At 73.1% G+C, this 20100-nt stretch carries 7 protein-coding genes; 2 read left to right on the top strand and 5 right to left on the bottom strand.

Annotated elements, in window-relative coordinates; genetic code table 11:
- The first annotated feature begins 83 nt into the window (after positions 1-83).
- Together ACP7AI_RS00140 and ACP7AI_RS00135 are read left to right on the top strand one after the other, a co-directional pair.
- Entirely contained in the window at positions 84-1676 is a 1593-nt protein-coding gene (locus tag ACP7AI_RS00140; protein ID WP_426162733.1) for a flavin monoamine oxidase family protein, read from the top strand.
- Position 1677: 1 nt separating this feature from the next.
- A complete protein-coding gene (locus tag ACP7AI_RS00135) occupies positions 1678-2055 on the top strand; it encodes a c-type cytochrome (RefSeq protein ID WP_426162731.1) in 378 nt (125 codons plus the stop codon).
- A 65-nt stretch (positions 2056-2120) separates the two neighbouring features.
- Here ACP7AI_RS00135 and ACP7AI_RS00130 read toward each other — a convergent pair whose 3' ends face one another.
- From ACP7AI_RS00130 to ACP7AI_RS00110, 5 genes are read right to left on the bottom strand one after another with little or no spacing between them, the layout of a single operon-like run.
- Complete coding sequence (locus ACP7AI_RS00130; protein ID WP_426162729.1) at positions 2121-2882, bottom strand: hypothetical protein; 762 nt, start codon at positions 2880-2882, stop codon at positions 2121-2123.
- The gene (locus ACP7AI_RS00125) at positions 2869-4857 is read right to left on the bottom strand and encodes a CHASE2 domain-containing protein (protein ID WP_426162727.1); all 1989 of its coding nucleotides are present in this window, start codon (positions 4855-4857) and stop codon (positions 2869-2871) included. Before ACP7AI_RS00125 ends, ACP7AI_RS00130 begins: the two co-directional genes overlap by 14 nt.
- Positions 4854-7892 carry a CHAT domain-containing protein gene (locus tag ACP7AI_RS00120; protein ID WP_426162724.1) on the bottom strand — a complete coding sequence of 1013 codons (3039 nt, stop codon included), beginning with the start codon at positions 7890-7892 and terminating at the stop codon, positions 4854-4856. Before ACP7AI_RS00120 ends, ACP7AI_RS00125 begins: the two co-directional genes overlap by 4 nt.
- Positions 7889-18253 carry a beta strand repeat-containing protein gene (locus tag ACP7AI_RS00115; RefSeq protein WP_426162721.1) on the bottom strand — a complete coding sequence of 3455 codons (10365 nt, stop codon included), beginning with the start codon at positions 18251-18253 and terminating at the stop codon, positions 7889-7891. Before ACP7AI_RS00115 ends, ACP7AI_RS00120 begins: the two co-directional genes overlap by 4 nt.
- On the bottom strand, positions 18253-20040 hold the full coding sequence (locus ACP7AI_RS00110; protein ID WP_426162719.1) for a ShlB/FhaC/HecB family hemolysin secretion/activation protein: 1788 nt from the start codon (positions 20038-20040) through the stop codon (positions 18253-18255). The genes ACP7AI_RS00115 and ACP7AI_RS00110 overlap by 1 nt, the downstream gene beginning before the upstream one ends.
- Positions 20041-20100: the final 60 nt, after the last annotated feature.

The following is a 20100-nucleotide window of genomic DNA, read 5'->3' as shown; positions in this document are numbered from 1 at the left end:
GGGGTCAAATACCCCATTGCGGTGGCGCCGCGTCGCCGTGTCCACTGGCATCTATCGCACTGCACAATCGGGGACGTAGCTGCATGGACATGGCCGGGGGCGCGCCGACACGACGTGAAATCCTGCACGCGATCGGGGTCATGGGCGGTGCGTCGGTGCTGTACCAGGCGATGGCGACCATGGGCCATGCCGCCGAAACGCAATTCGCCGGGCCGCCCAACCTGTCGGGCGCCCGCCCCGGTGCCAGCGTCGTGGTGCTCGGCGCCGGACTGGCCGGGATGCTGGCGGCGTACGAGCTCGGCAAGGCCGGCTACAAGGTCCGCATCATCGAATACAACAACCGCCCGGGCGGCCGGAACTGGTCGCTCTATGGCGGCGACACCTATACAGAACTCGGCGGCGCCACCCAGAAAGTCGGCTTCGCCAAGGGCAATTACCTCAATCCCGGGCCGTGGCGCATCCCCTATCACCACCGGTCGCTGCTGCATTATTGCAAGGCCTTCGGCGTTGCGCTGGAACCCTTCATCCAGCTCAATCACCAGGCGCTGATCCACAGCAGCAAGGCGTTCGGCGGCAAGCCGCAGCGCTACCGCGAGCTCGCCGCCGACTGGGACGGCAACGTCGCCGAGCTGCTGTCCAAGGCTATCGACAACAAGGGCCTGAACGGGGTGATGACCACCGAGGACGGCGAGATGCTGAAGGAGGCGCTGCGCACCTGGGGCATGCTCGACAAGGACATGCGCTATGTCCGCGGCCGCGAATCGGCGTCGCGGCGCGGCTATTACCGGCCTCCCGGCGGCGGCGTCGACGGCGCGCCGATCCCGTCCGACCCCTTCGATTTCCGCGATGTCCGCCAATCGGGCGTGTGGCGCGCCTTTGCCCAGCACATGGGGCACGAGCGCCAGACGACGATGTTCCAGCCGGTCGGCGGCATGGGCATAATCGGCAAGGCCTTTGCCCGCCAGGTCGAAGGCAAGATCCGCTATGGCGCCAAGGTCACCGGGATCGACCAGTCGGGCGGTGCCGTCACCGTTACCTATACCGATGTCGCCAGCGGCGCGGTGGCAACGGAAAAGGCGGACTATTGCGTCTGCACCATCCCGCTCGGCATCCTCAGCCAGATCGATGTCGACGTGTCGCCCGGCATGCGCGCCGCCATCGCCGCGGTGCCCTATTCCAACTCGGTCAAGGTCGGGCTGGAGATGAAATCGCGCTTCTGGGAGGATGACGAGGCCGTCTATGGCGGCATCAGCTTCACCGACCAGCCGATCGGCATGATCTCCTACCCCAGCGGCGGCATGCACAGCGCCGGGCCGGGCGTCATCCTCGGCGCCTATGCCTTTGGCCCGGCCTCGTACAAGCTCGCGGCGCTGACACCCGAACAGCGCATCGCCGCGGCGCTCGACCAGGGCGCGGTGTTCCACCCCGGCCGCTACAAGGAGCAGTTCAGCAACGGCGCCGCCGTCGCCTGGAGCCGATCGCCCTTCACGCTGGGCTGCTGCGCGCAGTGGAACGAGGATACCCGCAAGGAACATTACCAGACGCTGGTCGCCGTCGACGACCGCATCGTGCTGGCCGGGGAACATGCCTCGTACATCGGCTGCTGGATGGAAGGCGCGCTGCTGTCCTCGCTCGATGCCATCACCCGCCTGCACAAGCGCGCGCTGGAGGCCTGACATGAAGACGATTTTCATCGCCGCCCTGCTCGCCGCCACGCCGGTATTGGCCAAGGATGCCCCGCCGCACCCCGGCGCCATCGTCTATCTGGAGGTCTGCCAGGCCTGCCACATGGCGAACGCCAAGGGCGCTGTCGGCGCCGGGCGCATTGCGGCGCTCGCCGGCAACAGCAACCTTGCCTATCCCGAATATCCGATCGCCGTCGTCACCGGCGGCAAGGGCGCCATGCCCTGGTTCCGCGGCAACCTGACCGACCAGCAGATCGCCGACGTCATAGGTTATGTCCGCACCCATTTCGGCAACGATTACAGGGGCAAGATCACCGCCGCACAGGTCGCCGAGCTGGGCGTCAAGGCGCCAAAGGGCAACCGCGAGTAACCTCTCCCCTCCCTTTCGAGGGAGGGGCCGGGGGAGGGTGCTTCGATCGAAATCACGCCTGCCGTTCAAGGCACCGCACCTTCCCCCACCCGCGTCACCGCCGCCAGCCGCTGGAACTGCCCGTCGCAGCCATTCTCGACAAACGCCGCCCCCAGCGCGTCGACCGCCGCCGGTGCCGCCGCCAGCTTGCGAAACCGGATCGTCGCCGCCGCCCCCGCGCCCGTTACCTTGAAGCTGTCACCATCCGAAATCGCCAGCGCCGCCGGCCAGGCCGCGACCGCCTGCCCCGCCGCATAGGCCAGCGGCACGCCGGCGCCGCCGCCGGCCCGCGCGATCGTGACCGTGCCGGCGGCAAGCGGATCGGCCCGCCACAGCGACACCCTGCCGACATCGAGCGCGCAGACCGTGCCGCTCGCCCCGGCATCGACCGCCCATACCCCGGGCGGCACCGGCGTGCCGGCAAAGGTGGCCCCCGGCCCGCGCACCGCCCCGATGCGCGCACGGCGTTCGGATTTCTGGGTCAGCAGCTCGGCAAAGGGTGTCGTCGCCACCACGCTGCTCGCCGCCGCCAGGCTGAAACTGCCCGGCCCGGCAAAGCTGCGGGTGCCGCGCGCGTCGAGGATGGTCACCCTGTCGCCGGCCCTGAGGGTCAGCGCCGCGGTTTCGGCGAGCTTCTGCCCCGGCTTGAACAGCGCCGCCGACGGGCCGACGGCCCGCACCACCATCGGCGCCGCCACCGCCGGTGCCGCCAGCAGCAGCGCCGCCGCAACGGCCGGTGCCGCCAGCAGCAATGCCGCCGCCATTCCCGGCCATTTAATCGAGATCATGACATCCTCCCGGTCCGACTGTTTCCATCCGCTGCAACAGATACGCCAGCGCAACGTCTTCGGGTGCAGCCGCCGCCCGCGCCGCCAGTGCCGGCAGCACCGCCGTGTCGCAGGCGTCGAACCTCGCATAGAGCGCCGCAAATTCCGGGTCGGCGACGGCATGGCCGACACCCAGCGGCTCGAAGACCTCGATCGGCGCATCGCGGCCGCGCACCCGCACCCGCCCCATCGGCCGGAACTGCGCCAGCCCGACGCGCTCCGCCGCCTCGCGGCTGACCAGCACCGCCGTCTTCAACTGCTTGTTGGCCCCCTCCAGCCGCGCCGCGACGTTCATGCTGTCGCCGAGCGCGGTATACTGGATCCGCCCTTCCCCGCCGAAATTGCCGACGATCGCCATGCCGCGGTGCAAGCCGACGCGGGTGCGGCCAAGCGAGGCCCGCCCCGCCACCGGCCGCATCAGCGCGTCGCCGGCGCGGCTCATCGCGATCGCCGCCGCCAGGGCATTCTGCGCATCGTCGGCGCGGGCCAGCGGTGCCCCCCAGAATGCCACCACGGCGTCGCCGACGAACTTGTCGATGGTGCCGCCATGCGCCAGCACCGCGCGGCTCATCGTTTCCAGATACTCGTTTAGCATCGTCGCGACGCTTTCGGGGTCGAGCGTCTGGCACAGCCGGGTGAAATTCTCGATATCTGTGAACAGCGCATAGATTTCGCGGCGCTCGCCGTGCAGCGCCAGCTGCGCCGGCTCGCGCAGGATCTGCTGCGCCACGTCGCGCGGCAGATATTTGCCCAGCGCGCCCTGGGCGAACCGCCGCTGCTCCGCCCCGACGATCCGCGCCGTCGTGCTGGCGGCGATCACCGCCAGCAGCCAGCCCGCCGCCAGCCCCGCCGCCGGCAGGCCATAGGTGTCGATGCGCTGGCTGCCGTGCAGCACGAACGGCAGCACCAGGATGGCGGCGACCTGCGCCAGCCCCAGCGGCACCAGCAACCGCGCCGGCAGGTCGAAACCGCCGGTTACCGCCGCCAGCAGCACGGCGGCGAACGCCAGTAGCCAGAGCAGCGGCCCCGGCACCGGCACCGGCCGCCGCCCGTCGAGCGCCTGGGCGATCAGCGTCGCATGCAGCTCCACCCCCGCCGTCGTCGCGCCCGACAGCCGGGTGAACGGCGTGATGAAGCGATCGGCCTCGGGCAGGTCGGCGCCGATCAGCACGATCTTGCCGGCGATGGCGGGCGCCAGTGCCGCCGCCGCTTCCGGTTCGGCGAACAGGTCGATCGGAAAGGACGCGAACACCGGGCGATCGACGAAGCGCGGCTTGCGCACCACCGCGGCCCCGGTGAAGCCGTTGAAATTGCCGGTGATCGCATTGGCCAGCAGTGCCGGCGGGCCCCTTGCCGGCGACGGCCAGGTTCGCCAGCCATTGTCGGCGTCGACATCGAGCCGGATCGATGCCGGCCGCACCGGCCCCGCCGCCACCCGCGCGAACAGCCCGCGCAGATGCTGCTCCTGCCAGGGCATGATATAGTCGCCATTGTCGGCGTTGGTCGAAAAGGCAAAGTACGTCGGGGTTCGCAGCGCCGTCAGCACGCTTTCCAGCCGCGCGTCATCGGGCTGCGGCTGGTCGATCAGGATGTCGACGCCGATCGCCCGCGGCTGCAGCCGGTCGATGTTGGCCAGCGCCTTGCCGAGCAGCACACGATCGAGCGGCGACCGCTTGCCCGTCGCCGCCAATGTCTCCTCGGTATAGGTGACCAGCACCACCCGGCTGTCCTGGTCGACACGCGGCGCGGTGATCGCGGTGCGGACATCGTACAGCCCGCGCTCCGCCGTCAGCAACACCGGCAGGTGCCAGCCGAAGCGCGCAACCAGCACCGCCACCACCAGCACCCCCAGTGTCGCCAGCAGCCGCAGCCAGCCGGCCTGCACCAGCGCGGCGCGCAGCACGGCAAGGCGCTGCAGCAGCGGCGGACCGGTCAACGCCCGGCCGGCGCCGAAGCCCCGGGCACTGCGCCGATGAGGGGTTTGGCCGCATCGCCGACAATGGCGAAGCCCGACCAGTAATAGGGATGCGAGGTTTCCGCCCGGTCCATCAGGCGGACCTGCGACGCCCGCAGCGCCTCCCCGACGCTGATCCGCCCGGCGTCGCTGAACAGCCCTGAAATCAGCGTCCGTGTCGCATCATAATTGTCCGGCACCGGCCAATGGCTGGCGACCACCGCGCGGGCGCCGGCGCCGACAAAGGCGCGCACCAGGCCATCGAGCGCGTAATTCCCCCCCGTCGCGATGCCGGCGTCACGCGTCGCGCTCGCCGTCGCCGTGCCTGCGGTATCGCACGCCGACAGGATGATGGTGTCGGCATCGAGCCCCAGGTCGAAGATCTCGCGGAACGACAGCAGCCCGTCCGACGCGCCGGCGCCGAACGACGTCAGCAGCGCCGGCCGCGCCGGGCATTCGAGGCGCGGCGCGGTGACGAGGCCATGGGTGGCGAAGTGGATGACACGATAGCTGCGCAGGTCGGTGCGCGCCATCAGGCCGGTGTCGCTGAACGATCCGCCGGTGACGACATCGCTGCCGCCGCGCGCCAGCAGCGCCGCGCCGATGCGAAGTTCGGCCGCCGAGATCGGGTTCCCCCATTCGCGCAGCGACCAGTCGCAGGCGTCACGCGCCGTGATCGGAGCGGTCGGCACGGCGTTCTCGCCGAGCCCCAGGTAACTGCGGCCGCCGCGCGACGCCGCCACGCCGCGCACCTCCAGGAACGCCCGCGGGCTGACCGCCGTCGACACCATGCGGCCGCGCCCCAGCCAGGCGAGGCCGCGCATGTCGAAGGCATCCGCCGCCGGATCGTCCACCCGCGCCGCATAGGCCGCCAGCCCGTCGTCGCCGGCGATCAGCAGGTTGGGCGGCAATTGCAGCAATGGCCCATCGGGTTCGAACACCAGGTGCGTCACCGCCGGCATCGCCGCCGCGACCGGATCGAACAGCACCCGGTACAGTTGCCGCGCCGTCGCCGCATCGAACGGATAAGTCGCGGCGCGGCCGTTCTCGAAGGTGACGATGGTCTCGCGCAGCCGCGCCACCATCGCCCCGATGGCGCCCGTCCCGGCGCCGACGCGGAAGATGCGCGCCGTATCGGTGCCGGCGAACAGCCCATAGGCATCGTCGCCGGCCAGCACGAGCTTGTAATAGGCCTCCCCCGGCCGCAGTTTTGCCTGCAGGTCGCGCAGCGTCACCGTGGCGTTGCTGAGGCTGCGATAGCGCGGATAATCCGCCAACCGGGAAAGCACCGCGGTCTGGTCGCGGCCCAGCGCCTCGCGCCGGGCACGCAGCGTGGCGACAGTCGCGGCGTCGTCGGGATCGGCTTCGGTCTTCGCGGCGATCCGCGCAATGTCGCCTTCCACCCGCACGATGTCGCGCGACAGGGTGATCGACTGGCGGAACAGCCCGGCGGCTTCGTCGCTGCCGCCCGACAGCTCGCGCGCCAGGATCGCCTGGGTCTGGGCGACGCCCGGTCGCACCAGGATCTGACTGGCGCCGAAGAAGTCGCTCGCTGCACTGTCGCCGGTGCCGACGAGCAGCGCGAAATAGGGGTCGACAAGGCCCCGCACGGCCTGCCCCGCGCCCGGCGTCTCGGGGCTGGCGGCGATGACCCGGGCGTACAGCGCCCGCGCCGCCGTCGTGTCGCCCTGCCGTGCCAGCAGCGCCGCCAGCCGCGCCTCGGCAACCAGTGCCGCCGCCGTGCCCGGATATTCGGTCCGGTAGATGATGGTCGCGGCCGCCAGCGAGGCCCGCGCCGCAGTGCCTTGGCCTTCGCGCTCCTCGATGATCGCGCGTTCGGTGGCGATGGCGGCGCGCAGCCAGCCGGCGCTCGACACCCGCGCCAGCCGCAGCCTGTCGAGCTGCGCGGCGGCGGCGGCAAGCCCCCGGCGCGCCGCGGCGTCGCGGCCCTGCATGCGGTCGGCGGCCGCGGCCAGATACTGCGCCTGGGCATCGAGGACGACGACGCGGTCGGCCGGGTCCAGCCGGGCATCGCCGCCCGCCATGCCCTTCAGCGCCTTTTCATCGCTGTTCAGCTTTTGCGCCAGCGGCACGTCGATATAGCCGGCGGCAACCCGGTCGGTCGCCAGCCCCGATGTGTCGGCCACAGCGATGCGCGCCAGCTCGACGCGCGCCGCGTCGGGACGCCGCCGGTTGAGCTCGTGCAGCGTCCGGAAATTGCGGTGCAGCCGGGTGGCGACCGGGTCGGCGGGATCGAGCGCGCGGCCGGCGCGGACGAACAGCGCATCGGCCTCCGCAAAACTGCCGAGGTTCGACTGCTGCAGCGCCTGGTTGGCGAGATATTCGGCGCTGCGGTCGAATCCGGGGCTGTTCAGCCGGCTGCGCTCGATCAGCAGGTCGAAGAATTCCGATGCCTCGGCATAGCTGCCGGCATTGTTGCGGATATAGCCTTCCGCCAGCGCCTGGCCGGGATCGAGGCTGCCGGCCTGGACACGGGCAAAGGCCGCCGGATCGCCGGCCTCGGTCGCCGCCACATCGACGGCACCGTTGACCGGCGCATCGGCAACGAGCGCGCCGAGGCCGAGGCGCAGCGCCGCGCCATAACCCGTCAGGCCTTCGGCGGCATAAAGCGTGTTGCCGCGCAGGACGGTATAGACGCTCCAGGCGAGGTCGCCCTGGCGGCAGCGCGCCAGCCGGGCGCCCGGCAGTTCGGCGATATCGGCCGCCCCCGCCGCTTCGCACACCACCCCGTCGCTGCGCGGGGCGAGCAACACCGCAGCGCGTTCGGCGCCGCCGCGCAAGGCGAGCAGCCGCCCGACCGGGCTCGCCGCGTCACGGCAGACGATGCGATAGCCGCGGTCGAACATCGTCGCCAGCTGCGGGTCCGCCACCCGCGACTGGGCGGTGCACAGCACGCCGGTGCTGCCGATGCGGAAGCTGTCCGCGAGTTTCAGGCTGGCATGCGCCGGCGCGGGGAGGCCCGCCAACAGCAACACCGCAAGCAAGAAGCGGCTCATTTCGGGCCCTCCGCGCCGGTCGTCGGCGTGTCCAGCCACAGCGCCGGGTTGCCGCCGCCGGTGACCGGGTCTGCCATGCCGGTGTCGTCGGTTGGGTCGCCCGGGTCGTAGAGCCTGTCGATCCGCTGCTGCGGCCGGGTCGCGGCAAGGTCGCGCAGGGCCTCCTCGCGGTTGCGGCGCTGGTCGTCCTGCAGGGCGACGAGATCGACGATGTTGATGGTGATGTTGCCCACGCCCGCGCCGCCGAGAACGGGCGGGCCGCCGCCATCACCCCCGCCATCACCGCCGCCGCCATTACCGCCGCCATCACCGCCGCCGCCGCCGCCGCCGCACGGCGCTCCCGACACCAGGCAGCCGTTGACCGACGATCCCGGCGTATAGCTGCCGCCCAGCGTCAGCGTCGCCAGCGTCGCCGCATTGGTCGCAACGGTCCCGCCGGCGGTGGTCGTGCGGCCATTGATGACCATGTCGAGCGGGCCATCCGCCCCCGGCGTCACCGCAAAACCGCCCGCGCCGCTGCTGAAGCCGGCGCGCGTCGCCGCATCGCCGCTGTTCTGGACAAGGAACGTCCGGGTTGCCGCGACCGCGATCCGGCCGGCGCCGATCGCGCCGGCCAGGTTCGGCGTCGCCGGCACCGCCGCCAGTGCAGCGTCGCGCCCGGCAAAGGCCGGGTCGACGGCAAGCTGGCCGAGCAGGCTCGCCGTGCCGACCCACAGGTCGCCGGCGCGGATGTCGAGCGTGCCGCCGCCGGCCAGCAGCAGCCGGCCGCCGGCATCGGTCACCACCTCGACGCGCCGGCCGGACGTCAACCGCAGCATGTCGCCGCTGCCGGCGCCGGCCATGGTCACCGCGCCGGTGACGCGGATGATGCCCGGCGCCTGCACCGCGATGCTGCTGCCGGCGGCGGACGCGGCCAGCGCCAGCGTGCCGATGGTCAGCGGCAGCGCGGCATTTTCGACGGCGACCATGATCGACCGTGACGTCAGCCGGCCGAATTCGGCGTTCGACAGCGACCAGCCGCCATCGGAACCGTCGTCGCCGAGCGTCTGTGCCGACGCGCTGCCGTCGATCGCCAGCGCGATGCTGGTGGTCGTCGCCGTGCCGATGCTGCCGCCGAGCGCGATGTCGGCCGAACGCAGCGTGATGGTCGGCGCCGCCACCGTCCCGTTCAGCCTCGCAAGGCCGCCGCTGTCGATCCGGACTGTGGTGGCGGCGGTGATCGCGCCGGCGCTGATGCCCGACGCGCCGGCGCTGCTGAACACCCCCGTATCGACCGCGCCGGCCAGCGCGACCGGCCCGGCGATGCGCACCGGCGCCAGCGCGAACAGCGGCGCAAAGTCGTAGCTCGCAGGCGGCCCGAGCGGATCGAGCGCCGAAAGCGCCACGGCCATGCTGCTGCTGGCAAGATAAGTCGTGCCGCCGCCCCCCGTGGTGATGCCATTGGCCGCCACACCGGTCGCAGCCAGCGCCGCGAAGGATCCGGCCGTCGAGACGGCGCCGGCGCTGATCGCGTCGTTGCGCGAAACCAGCCCGATATTGCCGCGCGCGGTGATCGTGCCGGTCGTGACCGCGCCCGGCGCCGACAGGCCGATCTGGTAGCCGGCGCCCACGGCCGCCGAAGGGGCGGCAATGCCGGCGTCGATCGCGCCCGTGCTGATGCCGGCGGTGGCCCCGGTAATGGTCATCGCGACCGAATCGCCGGCGCTTACCGCACCGGTGGCGATGCCGTCGCCGCTGCGCAGGTCCACATCGGCGCCGCCGCGCAGCGCCGCGGTGGAGATCGTACGGTCGGCGACCAGCGTCAGCGCACCCCCGGCGGTGACATTGCCGGTGTCGAGGCTGCCGACCACCGCCAGCCTGACGTCGCCGCCGGCCGTGAGATTGCCGAGGATGAGGTCGCTGCCGCTGACCAGCGACAGGAAGCCCGCCGACATGACGTCCGCCAGTTGCAGGCGGCCGCCATCGAGCGACAGGCCGGTGCGGGTATCGATCGTCCCGGCGATGGTGATGCGCCCCGTCGCCGCCGCCCGCAGCGTGCCGGTGGCGATGCCGCCCGCAATCGCGATGTCGCCCGCGACGGCGACCGGCGCCGCCGCCAGCAACGCCGCATAGTCCGGCGTGGCGCCAGGGACGATCAACCCGGCCTGCCCGGCATTGGCGAGATAGACATTGCCGGCAGCGCCGGTCGCAATGCCGCCGGCAGCAATGCCGGTGTGGCCGAGCAGCACCACATCCGTGGCCGCGGTTATGGCATCGGTGGCGACGCTGCCGTCCCGCGCGATCACGCCGACGCTGGCGCCGGCGGCGATGGCGCCGGTGGTCGCATCGCCGGCCGCATCGACGAGCACAAAGCCGGCCCCCGGCTCTACGGTGCCGGCCGTGATCGCACCGGTGGCGACGTCGCCGCCCCCGGCCAGCGCCACCGACCGGCCCGCCGTGATCGCGCCGACCCCGATGTCGCCGCCGGCGTCGACAGCGACATCGGCATCGCCCTGCAGCCCCAGGCCCGCCACGGCGGTCGCCGCCGCGATCCGCAGCGTGCCGCCCGCGACGACATTGCCGACCGCGACCGCGCCGGCCCGCGACCGGATCAGCGCCCCCGCGCCCGCGGCGCCGTCGCCGAGCACGATATCGCCGCCGATCGCATCGACGGACAGGCCGCCCCCGGCGTCGAGCGTGCCAAGGTTGCGTACACTACCCGCCGCGGTGATCGACAGATCGCCACCCGTGGCGACCGGGCCCGGTGCCGTCAGCGGCGCGCCGAACACGCCGGCGATGACGGCACGGCGCGTGTCGAGCGTCAGCGCGCCACCGACGGCGATGCGGCCCGCATCGATGCCGAGCGTCGCATCGGCGTCGACATCGATGACGGCATCGCCGCCGATGCGGATTTCGCCGGCGCTGCCATGCAGCCCCGATGCCAGAAACCCGGACGGTGACACCGCGACCGGCACGCCGTCGCCCCGGCCCTGCAGCACGACGCTGCCCACGGACACGATTCCGCCCACCGCCGAAACGCCGACAAGCCCGGCAAAGCTGTCGCCCGGCACGACGCCGGCCCCGGCGCTGCCGTCGGCAACGCCCCGAAAATTCCCGGCTGCCAGCGTACTGGCGCTGCCGGCCACTGAATGCGGGCCGACGCCGGCACCGGCGATGCCGCCCGCGCCGCTGCCGCCGCTGCCGGCAAGCCCGCCCGCACCCGCCGCGCCACCGCCGCCGCCACGGCCGTTGGCGGCCATCGCCAGCAGCCCCGTCACCGCCATCGCACCGCCGCTGCCGCCCGACTGGGCAAAGCCGCCGCTGCCGGCGCCACCCGCGCCGCCGTTGCCGGCGCTGCCGCCCGCGCCGCCGGCGCCGCCGATGCCATCGGCGCGCCCGTCGACCGCGGCCCAGGCAAGGCTGCCGACCGCCGCGCTGGCGCCGCCGTCGTTGCCGACGCCGACCCGGCCGCCCCGGCCCGCGCCGCCGGCGCCGCCTGCCGCACCGGTCGCGCCGGCACCCCCCGCGCCGCCGCTGCCGTCGGCGTTCTGCGTGACCACCGCCACGACCATGTCGCCGGCGCTTGTCGCCGCACCGCTCGTCGCGCGGCCGCCGGTCCCGATGCCGCCGGCGCCACCCGCGCCCATAGCGGCGCTGCCGCCGTCACCGCCCCGGCCGCTGGCATCCTGGGCCAGGTCGGCAGCGCGGAGGACCGCGGCCACCGACAATGGCGTGCCGATACCGAACAGGCTGGTGCCGCCGACCGCTGCGCCCCCGGCCCCGCCGCTGCCCGCCAGCGCGTCGCCGCCGTCCGCCCGCGCATCGAGCACCGATCCGCCGCCGACCGTCGCGCTGCCGCCGCGCACCAGCAGCCGCGCCATGCCGCCGTCGGCCGCGCCCCCGGCCGCACCGCTGCCGCCCCGCGCACTCGCCCGCAGCGTCAGCGCGCCGAACAGCGCGCTGCCATCGTCCACACCGATCGCTGCCGTGCCGCCGCTGCCGGCACCACCCGCACCCGCCACGCCCGCGCCGCCAATGCCGGTCGCGGTGATGACCAGTGCGCCACCCTCGATGCGGCCGCCGGCGCCTTCGACCGTGACAGTGATGACGCCGCCGCGGCCGGCGCCGCCGGCACCCGCGCCGCTGCCGCCACGGCCATCGGCGGCGAGCGTCGCCGGCAGCGTCAGCGCCGATCCGCCACCCGCGAGCAACGTGATCGTGCCACCGATGCCATCGCCGCCGTTCCCGGAACTGCCGTCGGCGCCCGTTCCCGACACATCCAGTGGCCCGATGACGACCCCCATATTGGTCGCGCCCCGACGGCTGGCGATCAGCACGCTGCCACCCGTGGCGCTGCCGCCATTCGCCCCGGCGCCGGCGGCCGCGCCGCCGCCCAGTTGGAGGCCTGCGGTCGTGAAGGCGGCCGCCGTGTTGTCCAGCGCCAGCGTGCCGCCAAAGGCGCTGCCACCGGAACCCAGGGCTGCGTCGGCCTGCCCGGCCTCGGCGGCGGCAAACAGCGAAGCCGTGCCGGCGATGGCCAGGCTGCCCGACACCAGGTCGTCGGGCCGCGCTGCCGACAGCGCCAAGGTGATCGTCGCCGCGCCGCCGATGGCGTCACCACCGCGGGTGCCGCCAAGGCCCCCGACGGCGCCGGCGTCGGTCGCCAGGCTGGCGATGGCCATGCTGCCGGCCGCGCCGGTGTCGTCATGCTGCATCACCAGCAGCGCCGCACGGCCACCGCGGGCGTTGCCGCCGCCCGCCCGTATTGCGCCCGGCCCCTGGCCCAGCCCGCCTTCGCCGCCCAGCGCACCGACGTCGAAAACCACCTCGCCCGCCGTCAGCGACCCGCCGCGTGCCGCCAGCATGGCACTGCCCGCGACGGCATTGCCGCCGGCGCCGCCCAGGCTGGCGCCAAAGGGACCCAGGCCGCCGGCGCCACCACTGCCGCCTTCGGCGCCGGCCGCGACGGCCACCCGGCCGAAATCGGCAAAGCCGACCAGCGGTGCCGCGATGCCACCGGCAACGATGCCGATTTCGCCGCCGCCGCCGGTGGCATTGCCGCCATTGCCGCCCCGGCCACCGATCGCGCCGGCAAAATCGAGAGCGGCGCCGCCGTCACCGCCGCGGCCGCCGCGGGCATGATTCGCGACGGTGACATCGCCAGGATCGACCTGTCCGCCCGCTGCGCCGACCAGCAACGCGACCGCGCCGGCAACCGCCGCACCGCCGCTGCCGCCTTCGACGCCGGGCAGCGTCTGCTGCGAACCGGTGCCGCCCTCGGCATCGATGCCGATCACCAGGGCGCGCGCGGTCAGGATCGACAGCCCGTCACCGGGACCGTCGCCGACGCCATTGCGGCTCGCCAGCGTCGTGGCACTGCCGCCGGCGCCGAACTGCGCATCGCCGCCGCGGGCACGACCGCTGAGCGTCAGCACGCCATCGACCAGCAGCGATCCGCGCAGCACGTCGAACGCCACGCTGCCGCCGATGGCATTGCCGCCGGTGCCGCCGCCGCCCGCCACGGCATCGGCCGTCAGCAGCAGGGAGCCGCCGACAGCGATGCTGCCGCGATTGGCGACGACCCTGGCGCCACCCGCCGTCGCATCGCCACCTGCGCCGACACCGGAGCTGCCGGCGAAGGTGTCGGCCAGCAGCGTCGTCGCGCCGGCGATCGTGATCGTGCCGCCCGTGCCGCCCGATGCCGCCGAAGCCGCCGCCAGCAGTGCCGTGCCGCCGATGGCAGACCCGGCCCGGCCGCTTTCGGCATTGCCGCCGCGCACCGTCAGGTCGATGCCGGCACTGCTCTCGTCGTCGTTGATGGTGATGGCCGATCCGGCATCGGCGGCACGGATCACCAGGCTGCCGCCGAACGCGTCGCCGCCGCTGCTGCCCGATCCGCCGGTGGCCGTGCCGCGATAGTCCAGCCCCGATCCGATGGTGATGCTGCCGCCGCCGGTCGCGACGATGCTGCTCGCCGCCGCCTTGCCGATGCCGCCGGCCAGGTCACCGTTGGCGCCGATGCCGCCGGCGTCGATCGACAGGGTGGGCATCGTGATGCTGCCGCCGCCGGCGAGGATGTCGACGCCGCCGCCGGTGCCATCGCCGCCATTGCCGAAGCCGCCGAGCCCGACACCGCTGACGTCGATGTCGTTCTGGCCGACGATGCTGAAACTGCCGGCGCTGGTGATCGTCACCCGGCCGCCCGCGGCGCTGCCGCCGATGAACGCATCGGTGGCATTGATCCGGCCCGCGGCGACCATGTCGACCGATCCGGTGAACAACAGGCTGCCCCCCGTCGTCGCGGCGATCGCGATCGTGCCCGCGGCGACCGCGATGCCGACATTTTCGGCCGCCGTCGCCGACGCATCGAGGATGAGCGAGCCGGACATGGTCATGTCGCCGCCGTTGCCGCCCGTTGCCAGTGCGATGCTGCCGCCCCGCGCCTGGCCTTCGGATCCGTCGGCCACGAAGCTGCTGCCTTCGCCGACCGCCAACAGGCTGCCGCCGTCGGTCAGCACGGCGATCGCGCCGCCGATACCGCTGCCCGGTGTGATGCCGCTGTACGGCAGCGCAAAGCCGAGGCCCCGGGCCTGTGCCGCGATGCCGCCGCGCGACTCCAGCCGGCCGAGCACCGAGGCAATGTCGATCCGCCCGCCGACGCCGTCGCCGCCGGTCGCCCCATCGGCAAAGCCGGCGCCGCCGACGCCATTGGCCGTCAGGCGCGTGAAGCCCGACAGGTCGATGCTGCCGGTGACCGGCGCGACGCCGTTCGCCCATTGGTCGAGCCTGACGCCCGCCGTGCCGCCGGCGCCATTGCCCGCGGCGCCGGCGGACCCACCGCCCGATCCCGTGGCATCGATCGACAGGTTGTTGACCGATACCGCCACCGGGTTGCCGCCGATGTCGTGCGGGCTCGCCAGCAGCAGCCCGGATCCGCCGGTGCCGCTGCCGCCGGCGCCGAACCTGATGTCGCCGTCGCGAAATCCAGCGTCGCCGCCCGTGCCTGAAACCGCGATCCCGAGCCTGCCCGTCGCCAGCGTGCCGCCGCGGGCCACCACCGTCGCACTGCCGCCGATGGCGTCGCCGCCGCGTCCCCCTTGGCTGTCGCCGATGCCGACGCCCGACTGCCCGCCGGAGCCGCCGTCGGCGAACATTTCGAGGAGTACATCGTTCAGGCCGACGCTGCCGAGAATGATCGGCGCGCCGATGGGGCCGGAAAGCTGGCCGATTTCGCCGACACCGCCGGTGGCATTGCCGCCCCGGCCGCCATCACCGCCCGGCGCGTCGGCCGAATTGCCGCCCAGACCACCCCGGCCGCCACGCGCCACCGCCTCGACGAGCAGGCTGGCGGCACCGATCGTGCTGTCGATACCGCGCGCCGTCAGCCGCAGGCCCGACCCGGGCTGGGCCACCGGCCCGCCGCCGGCGACCGTGGCGTTGCCGCCATCACCGCCCGGCGCACCGTCCGCGGCATCGCCGCCGTTGCCGGCAAAGGCGTTGGAATTCATCAGGAAGCTGCCGGCCGTGAAGCGGGCGGTTTCATCGGTGCCCGATGTGACGATCCAGTCGATGCTGCCGCTTTCGGCGTCGCCACCGCGCCCGCGCACCGCATCGCCGCCGACCGCGCCGGTGCCGACAACCGCGCCGCCGTCGACATCGACGGTCGATCGCGTGGCCAGCAGCCGCGACAAACCGCCGATCGCAGCGCCGCCACCGGTGCCGCCGCCGCCGACCGCGCTGACGTCGACCCCAAGGGCACCGACCGTCACCTCGCCATCGGTCACACCGATCAGCACCTGGCCGCCGGCCGCCGTGCCGCCGTTGCCCTGGCCGCCGCCACCTTCGGCGCCATTGCCGGCAAGTCCCCGCGCGTCCAGCACCAGCCGCGTGCCGAGCGCCAGCGTGCCGTCATCGATTGCCAGGTCGATGCGCCCGCCCGCGGCGCTGCCACCATCGCCCGTGACGCCGCCGCCGCCGGTCGCCTGCGCCGAAACCAGCAGTTCGCCGGCGGTGGCAAGGCGGCCGCCGTTGGCCGCCTGGAACGCCACCTGGCCGCCCGTCGCGCGGCCGCCGACGCCGGCCGCGCCGCCGATGGCATCGGCCAGCACCCTGTCCTGCCCGCTCGGCAGGGTCGTCGTGATGCTGCCGCCATCGGCGACGAGCCGGGCGAGGCCGCCGCTGGCGTCGCCGGCCACGGCATTGTCGTCGGCCCGGCCGCCGATCCCGCTGGCATCGACCAGCAAACCCGTTCCGATCGCGACCGCGCCGCCGCTGCCGCTGGTCGCCAGGCTGGCGGTGCCGCCGGTGCCCGCGCCGGCCGGAAATTGCCCGCTTTCGCCCACGGCAAGCACACCGAGCGCGCCGGCGATCGTCAGTTGCGAATCCTGGCCTGCCGTCGCAAAGGCGATGCCGCCCCGGCCGTTACCGCCGCCGCTGCTGTCCTGGCTGGCGGCGCCGCCGCCGAAGCCGCCGGCATCGATGCCGGCATCGGTGGCGATCGTCACGCTGCTGCCGGCGACGGCGCTGAGGCCGATGCGGCCGCCCTGCCCGTTGCCGGCGCCGGCATCCGACACCCGGCCACCGATGCCCCGCGCCAGCCCGACGACGACGCCAGCGTCGATGGTGCCGTTGCGCGCCGCAAAGATGCCGCCGCCTTCGAGATTGCCGCCGCCGCGGCCGCTGCCGCCGCCGGCGCCGCCATTGCCGCCCGCCCCGGTCATGTCGACGACGAGCAGGTTGGCGAGGGTGACGACGCCGCCGTCGCTGGCCAGAATGTCGGCCGTGCCGCCGAAACCGTCGCCACCGATGCCCTGGTCGATGGCGTCGCCGCCAAAGCCGCGCGCGCTGGCGCTGACGATCGAATCGCCGCCCGGCACGAGCAGCGAGCCGCCGTCGAAAGCCCCCACGACGGTGCGGCCGCCGATGCCGGTGCCGCCACTGTCGCCGCGGCCGCCCTGGCCGTCGACGTCGGTGGTGATGCTGCCGGCCGTGATGGTGCTGCCGGCCATCGCCATGACGGTGGCGGTGCCGCCGACGCCATTGCCGCCGACGGCCGGACCGTCATCACCGACGCCGCGCGCCGACGCGACCAGAACGCCACCGACCGTCAGGCTGGCGCCGCCCTCGGCCGCGACCCGCGTCGTCCCGGCGGTCCGGCTGGCGCCGCCGGTGTCCGACGAGGCCGCATCGGTGCTGATCCGGGCATCGCCGGCAATCGTCGTCGCATGGCCCGCGGCGACCAGCGACGCGACACTGCCCGCCGCCAGCGTCAGCCCCGCGGCATAGCTGGCGGTGCCTTGCACATTTTCGGCACGCGCAGCGGTTTTGGCCAGGCCCAGCACCTGCGAGGTATAGCTGGTGGCGTCGAGAATGAGGCTGGCGGCGCCCGGCCCACCCGACGCCTGCTCGGCAAAGGGCGTGCCGGTACTGGCCTCCGTGATATTGTGGCCCGCCGACAGCACGATCGCGTTGCCGGCGACATCGGCGGCGCCGGCGATATCGAAGCCGAGATTGCCGCTGCCGGCGATCAGCAGCGTCACCGCGTTGTTCCTGGGCATCGCCATCAGGTAGATGCGATGCGCCTCGCTGACCGTACCCGCCGCCCCCGTCGTCGTGCCGGTGTGCACGATCGCATCGCCGACATCGGTGCCGATCGTGGCGGTCACGTCGAACAGCCCGGCGTTGTAGGTGATGTCGACCGCTTCCGCCGCGACCAGCGCCGCGCTGCCGTTGACGTCGATGGCGCCCGCCTGCCGGATACGCGGCGCCACCGCCACGACATAGGAGCCGCCGTTGAGCGCGCTGATGCGGGCGCCGGCGGCAATGTCGATCGCCGCCGTGCTGCCGCTCGCCGCCCTGAGGCTGTAGCTTGCGCCATCGAGAAAGCTGCCATTGCCGTCGGTGACCGGATCATTCGCCGTCAGCAGCAGGTTGCCGATGTCGAACCGCGCCGTTTCGCCCAGCAGGATGCCGCCCGGCGCATAGAACCACACCGAGCCGCCGGCCCCCGAATTGACCGTGCCGTTGAAGGCGATGACGCGCGACGGGTCGGCGGCGATGATGCGATTGAGGATGGTGTAGACGCCGCCCGGCGCCTGGCCCGCGATATAGGCGACGGTATTGCCCGCCGGCAGGAAATCGATGGCACCGCCGCCGATGGCGGTATCGGTCGGCGTCCAGTTGATCGTCGCCTGCGAACTGTTGACGATGACTTGGTCGAGCCCCGGCGTGCTGCGATCGACGAAGACATCGCCAAAGGTCAGGATGCCCGACCCGGCAAAGGCCTGGGCAAGTGCCGGCGCCGCATGGAGCGGTTGCACCGCCAGCAAGGCGGCCAGCACCCGCCGCGAGGACCCGACGGCGCACTGCCTGTTGCCGGCCATCAGCGGTCTCCCCAGGGCACCAGGCGTGTCGACAGCGACACCAGCAGCCGGACGTCGCCGCTCTGGACCCGGCCGGCATCGCGCAGCGGCACCGCGATGCTGACATCGACCCGCGCCTTGTCGGCCCAGCCGAGCCGCGCGCCGGCGCCCACCGACGTCACCTGCTGCGGATCGAACCCCGGCGGCGTGCCGCGATTCCACACCCATTCGGTGTCGACAAAGGCATAGGGCTGCACGCCGACCCTGTATTGCGACAGGATGCCGATGCGGTCGTGGCGCAGCTCCGCCTGGAAGCCGATACCGCTATCGCCGGCCAGCGTGCCGGGATCATAGCCGCGGCCGATGGTGTAGTTGCCGGCCGAAAATTGTTCGATCGAGAACAGCGGTGCGCTGGAAACCTGGGCGCGCGGCAGCAGCGCCAGCGTCATCGTGCGGGCGAACCGCCATTCGGCGAGCCCGGTCAAGCGCAGCACCGTCGCGGTCGGATCGCCATCGACCTGGCTCGGCGTCACCACGCCGCCGCCGCAGGCCGCGATATCGGCGAGGCAGTTGGGGCTGGCGTTCAGGATGTCGAGGCCGCGCCGCAGCTCCAGCGCCCCGGCCAGATGCCAGCCGATGGTGCCGCCCGGCCCCACCCCGCGCATGTCGACGGCATCGAAATCGAGCCGGCCGTACAGCACGCGCAGCCGGTCCCGCGACAGCGCCTGATCGGGCAGGCCGGCACCGGCGTTGAAGCGCACCCGCTGGTCGACGAGGTCGAAGCCGAGCGCCGTGCCGATCGTCAGCGCCTGCGACCGCACCAGCGGATAGCTCGCCTCGACATTGGCGATCAGCGAGCGGGCGTGGACCGAGACCGCCGGATTTCCGGTATCGGGCGCCGTCCAGGCATAGGTGAAATTGCCGCCGAGCCGCAGGCCCTGACTGCCGATCGCGAAATCATGGCCGAGCTGCAGCACCTGCTGTTCGGCGAAATCGGCGGTCGAATAGAACGATACGCTGGTGCGATCGCCGAGCCCGGTCAACCCGTTGAACTGCGCCCGCAACTGCCCGCCCCAGCGCCCGGTCTGGGCCGGGGCGTAATCCTGGATGCCGAGGTCGATGGCGACGGGGGTGCGCTTGACCGACACCTCCCCGATCATGTCGCCCGGCGCGGTGCCGGCCGGCTTCAGCGCCAGCCGCACGTCCAGCCCCGGCAGGTCGCGCGCCAGCAGCAGATAGCGTTCGGCGGCGAGGCGATTGAACACGACGCCCGTGGCGATCCGGTCGAGATAGCGCGCCACCTGGCGTTCGTTGCGGCCGGCGTCGCCGCGCACCCGGATCGCGGTCAGCCGCGCATACAGCACCTCGAAGGTCACCGCGCCGCCCTCGATGCGCTGGGTCGGCACCTGCACCGCCGCCAGATAGCCCTGGCGGCGCAGGATCGTCGCCGCCGCGTCGCGGATCTCGCAGACGACAGCGATCGGCTGTTCGGTGCCGACATAAGGGCGCCACGCCGGGTCCAGCGCGGCCGGGGACACCGGGCCGAGGTTGTTGAAGGTCGCGGCGGTCAGCGTCACCTTGATCGCCGCATAGGCCGGATCGGCCAGCGCGCAGGGGCTGCGCTCGATATCGCCGTCGACCCGCAGCCGTGTCGGCGCCGCCAGCGGCTGGCGCCGGGCGGGATCGATTTCCTCGCGGGTCGGCAGGTTGGTGGCAGGTGTCGCGACCTGGGCCGCGGCGCCGGCGGCGCACAGCATTGCGGGCAGCAACAGCAGCCGGACGCCGACGCGGCCCTGATCCCTTGGCATCGGAAAATGCCTCCCCCAGTCGCAAAGGCTATGCCTGTCGCGGCATCATGTCATTACCGA

It is taken from the genome of Sandarakinorhabdus sp. DWP1-3-1 (assembly GCF_049896705.1).
Taxonomy (GTDB): Bacteria; Pseudomonadota; Alphaproteobacteria; order Sphingomonadales; family Sphingomonadaceae; genus Sandarakinorhabdus.
The sequence above is the reverse complement of the archived record's forward strand: the minus strand, read 5'-3'. Positions and strand labels throughout refer to the sequence as shown.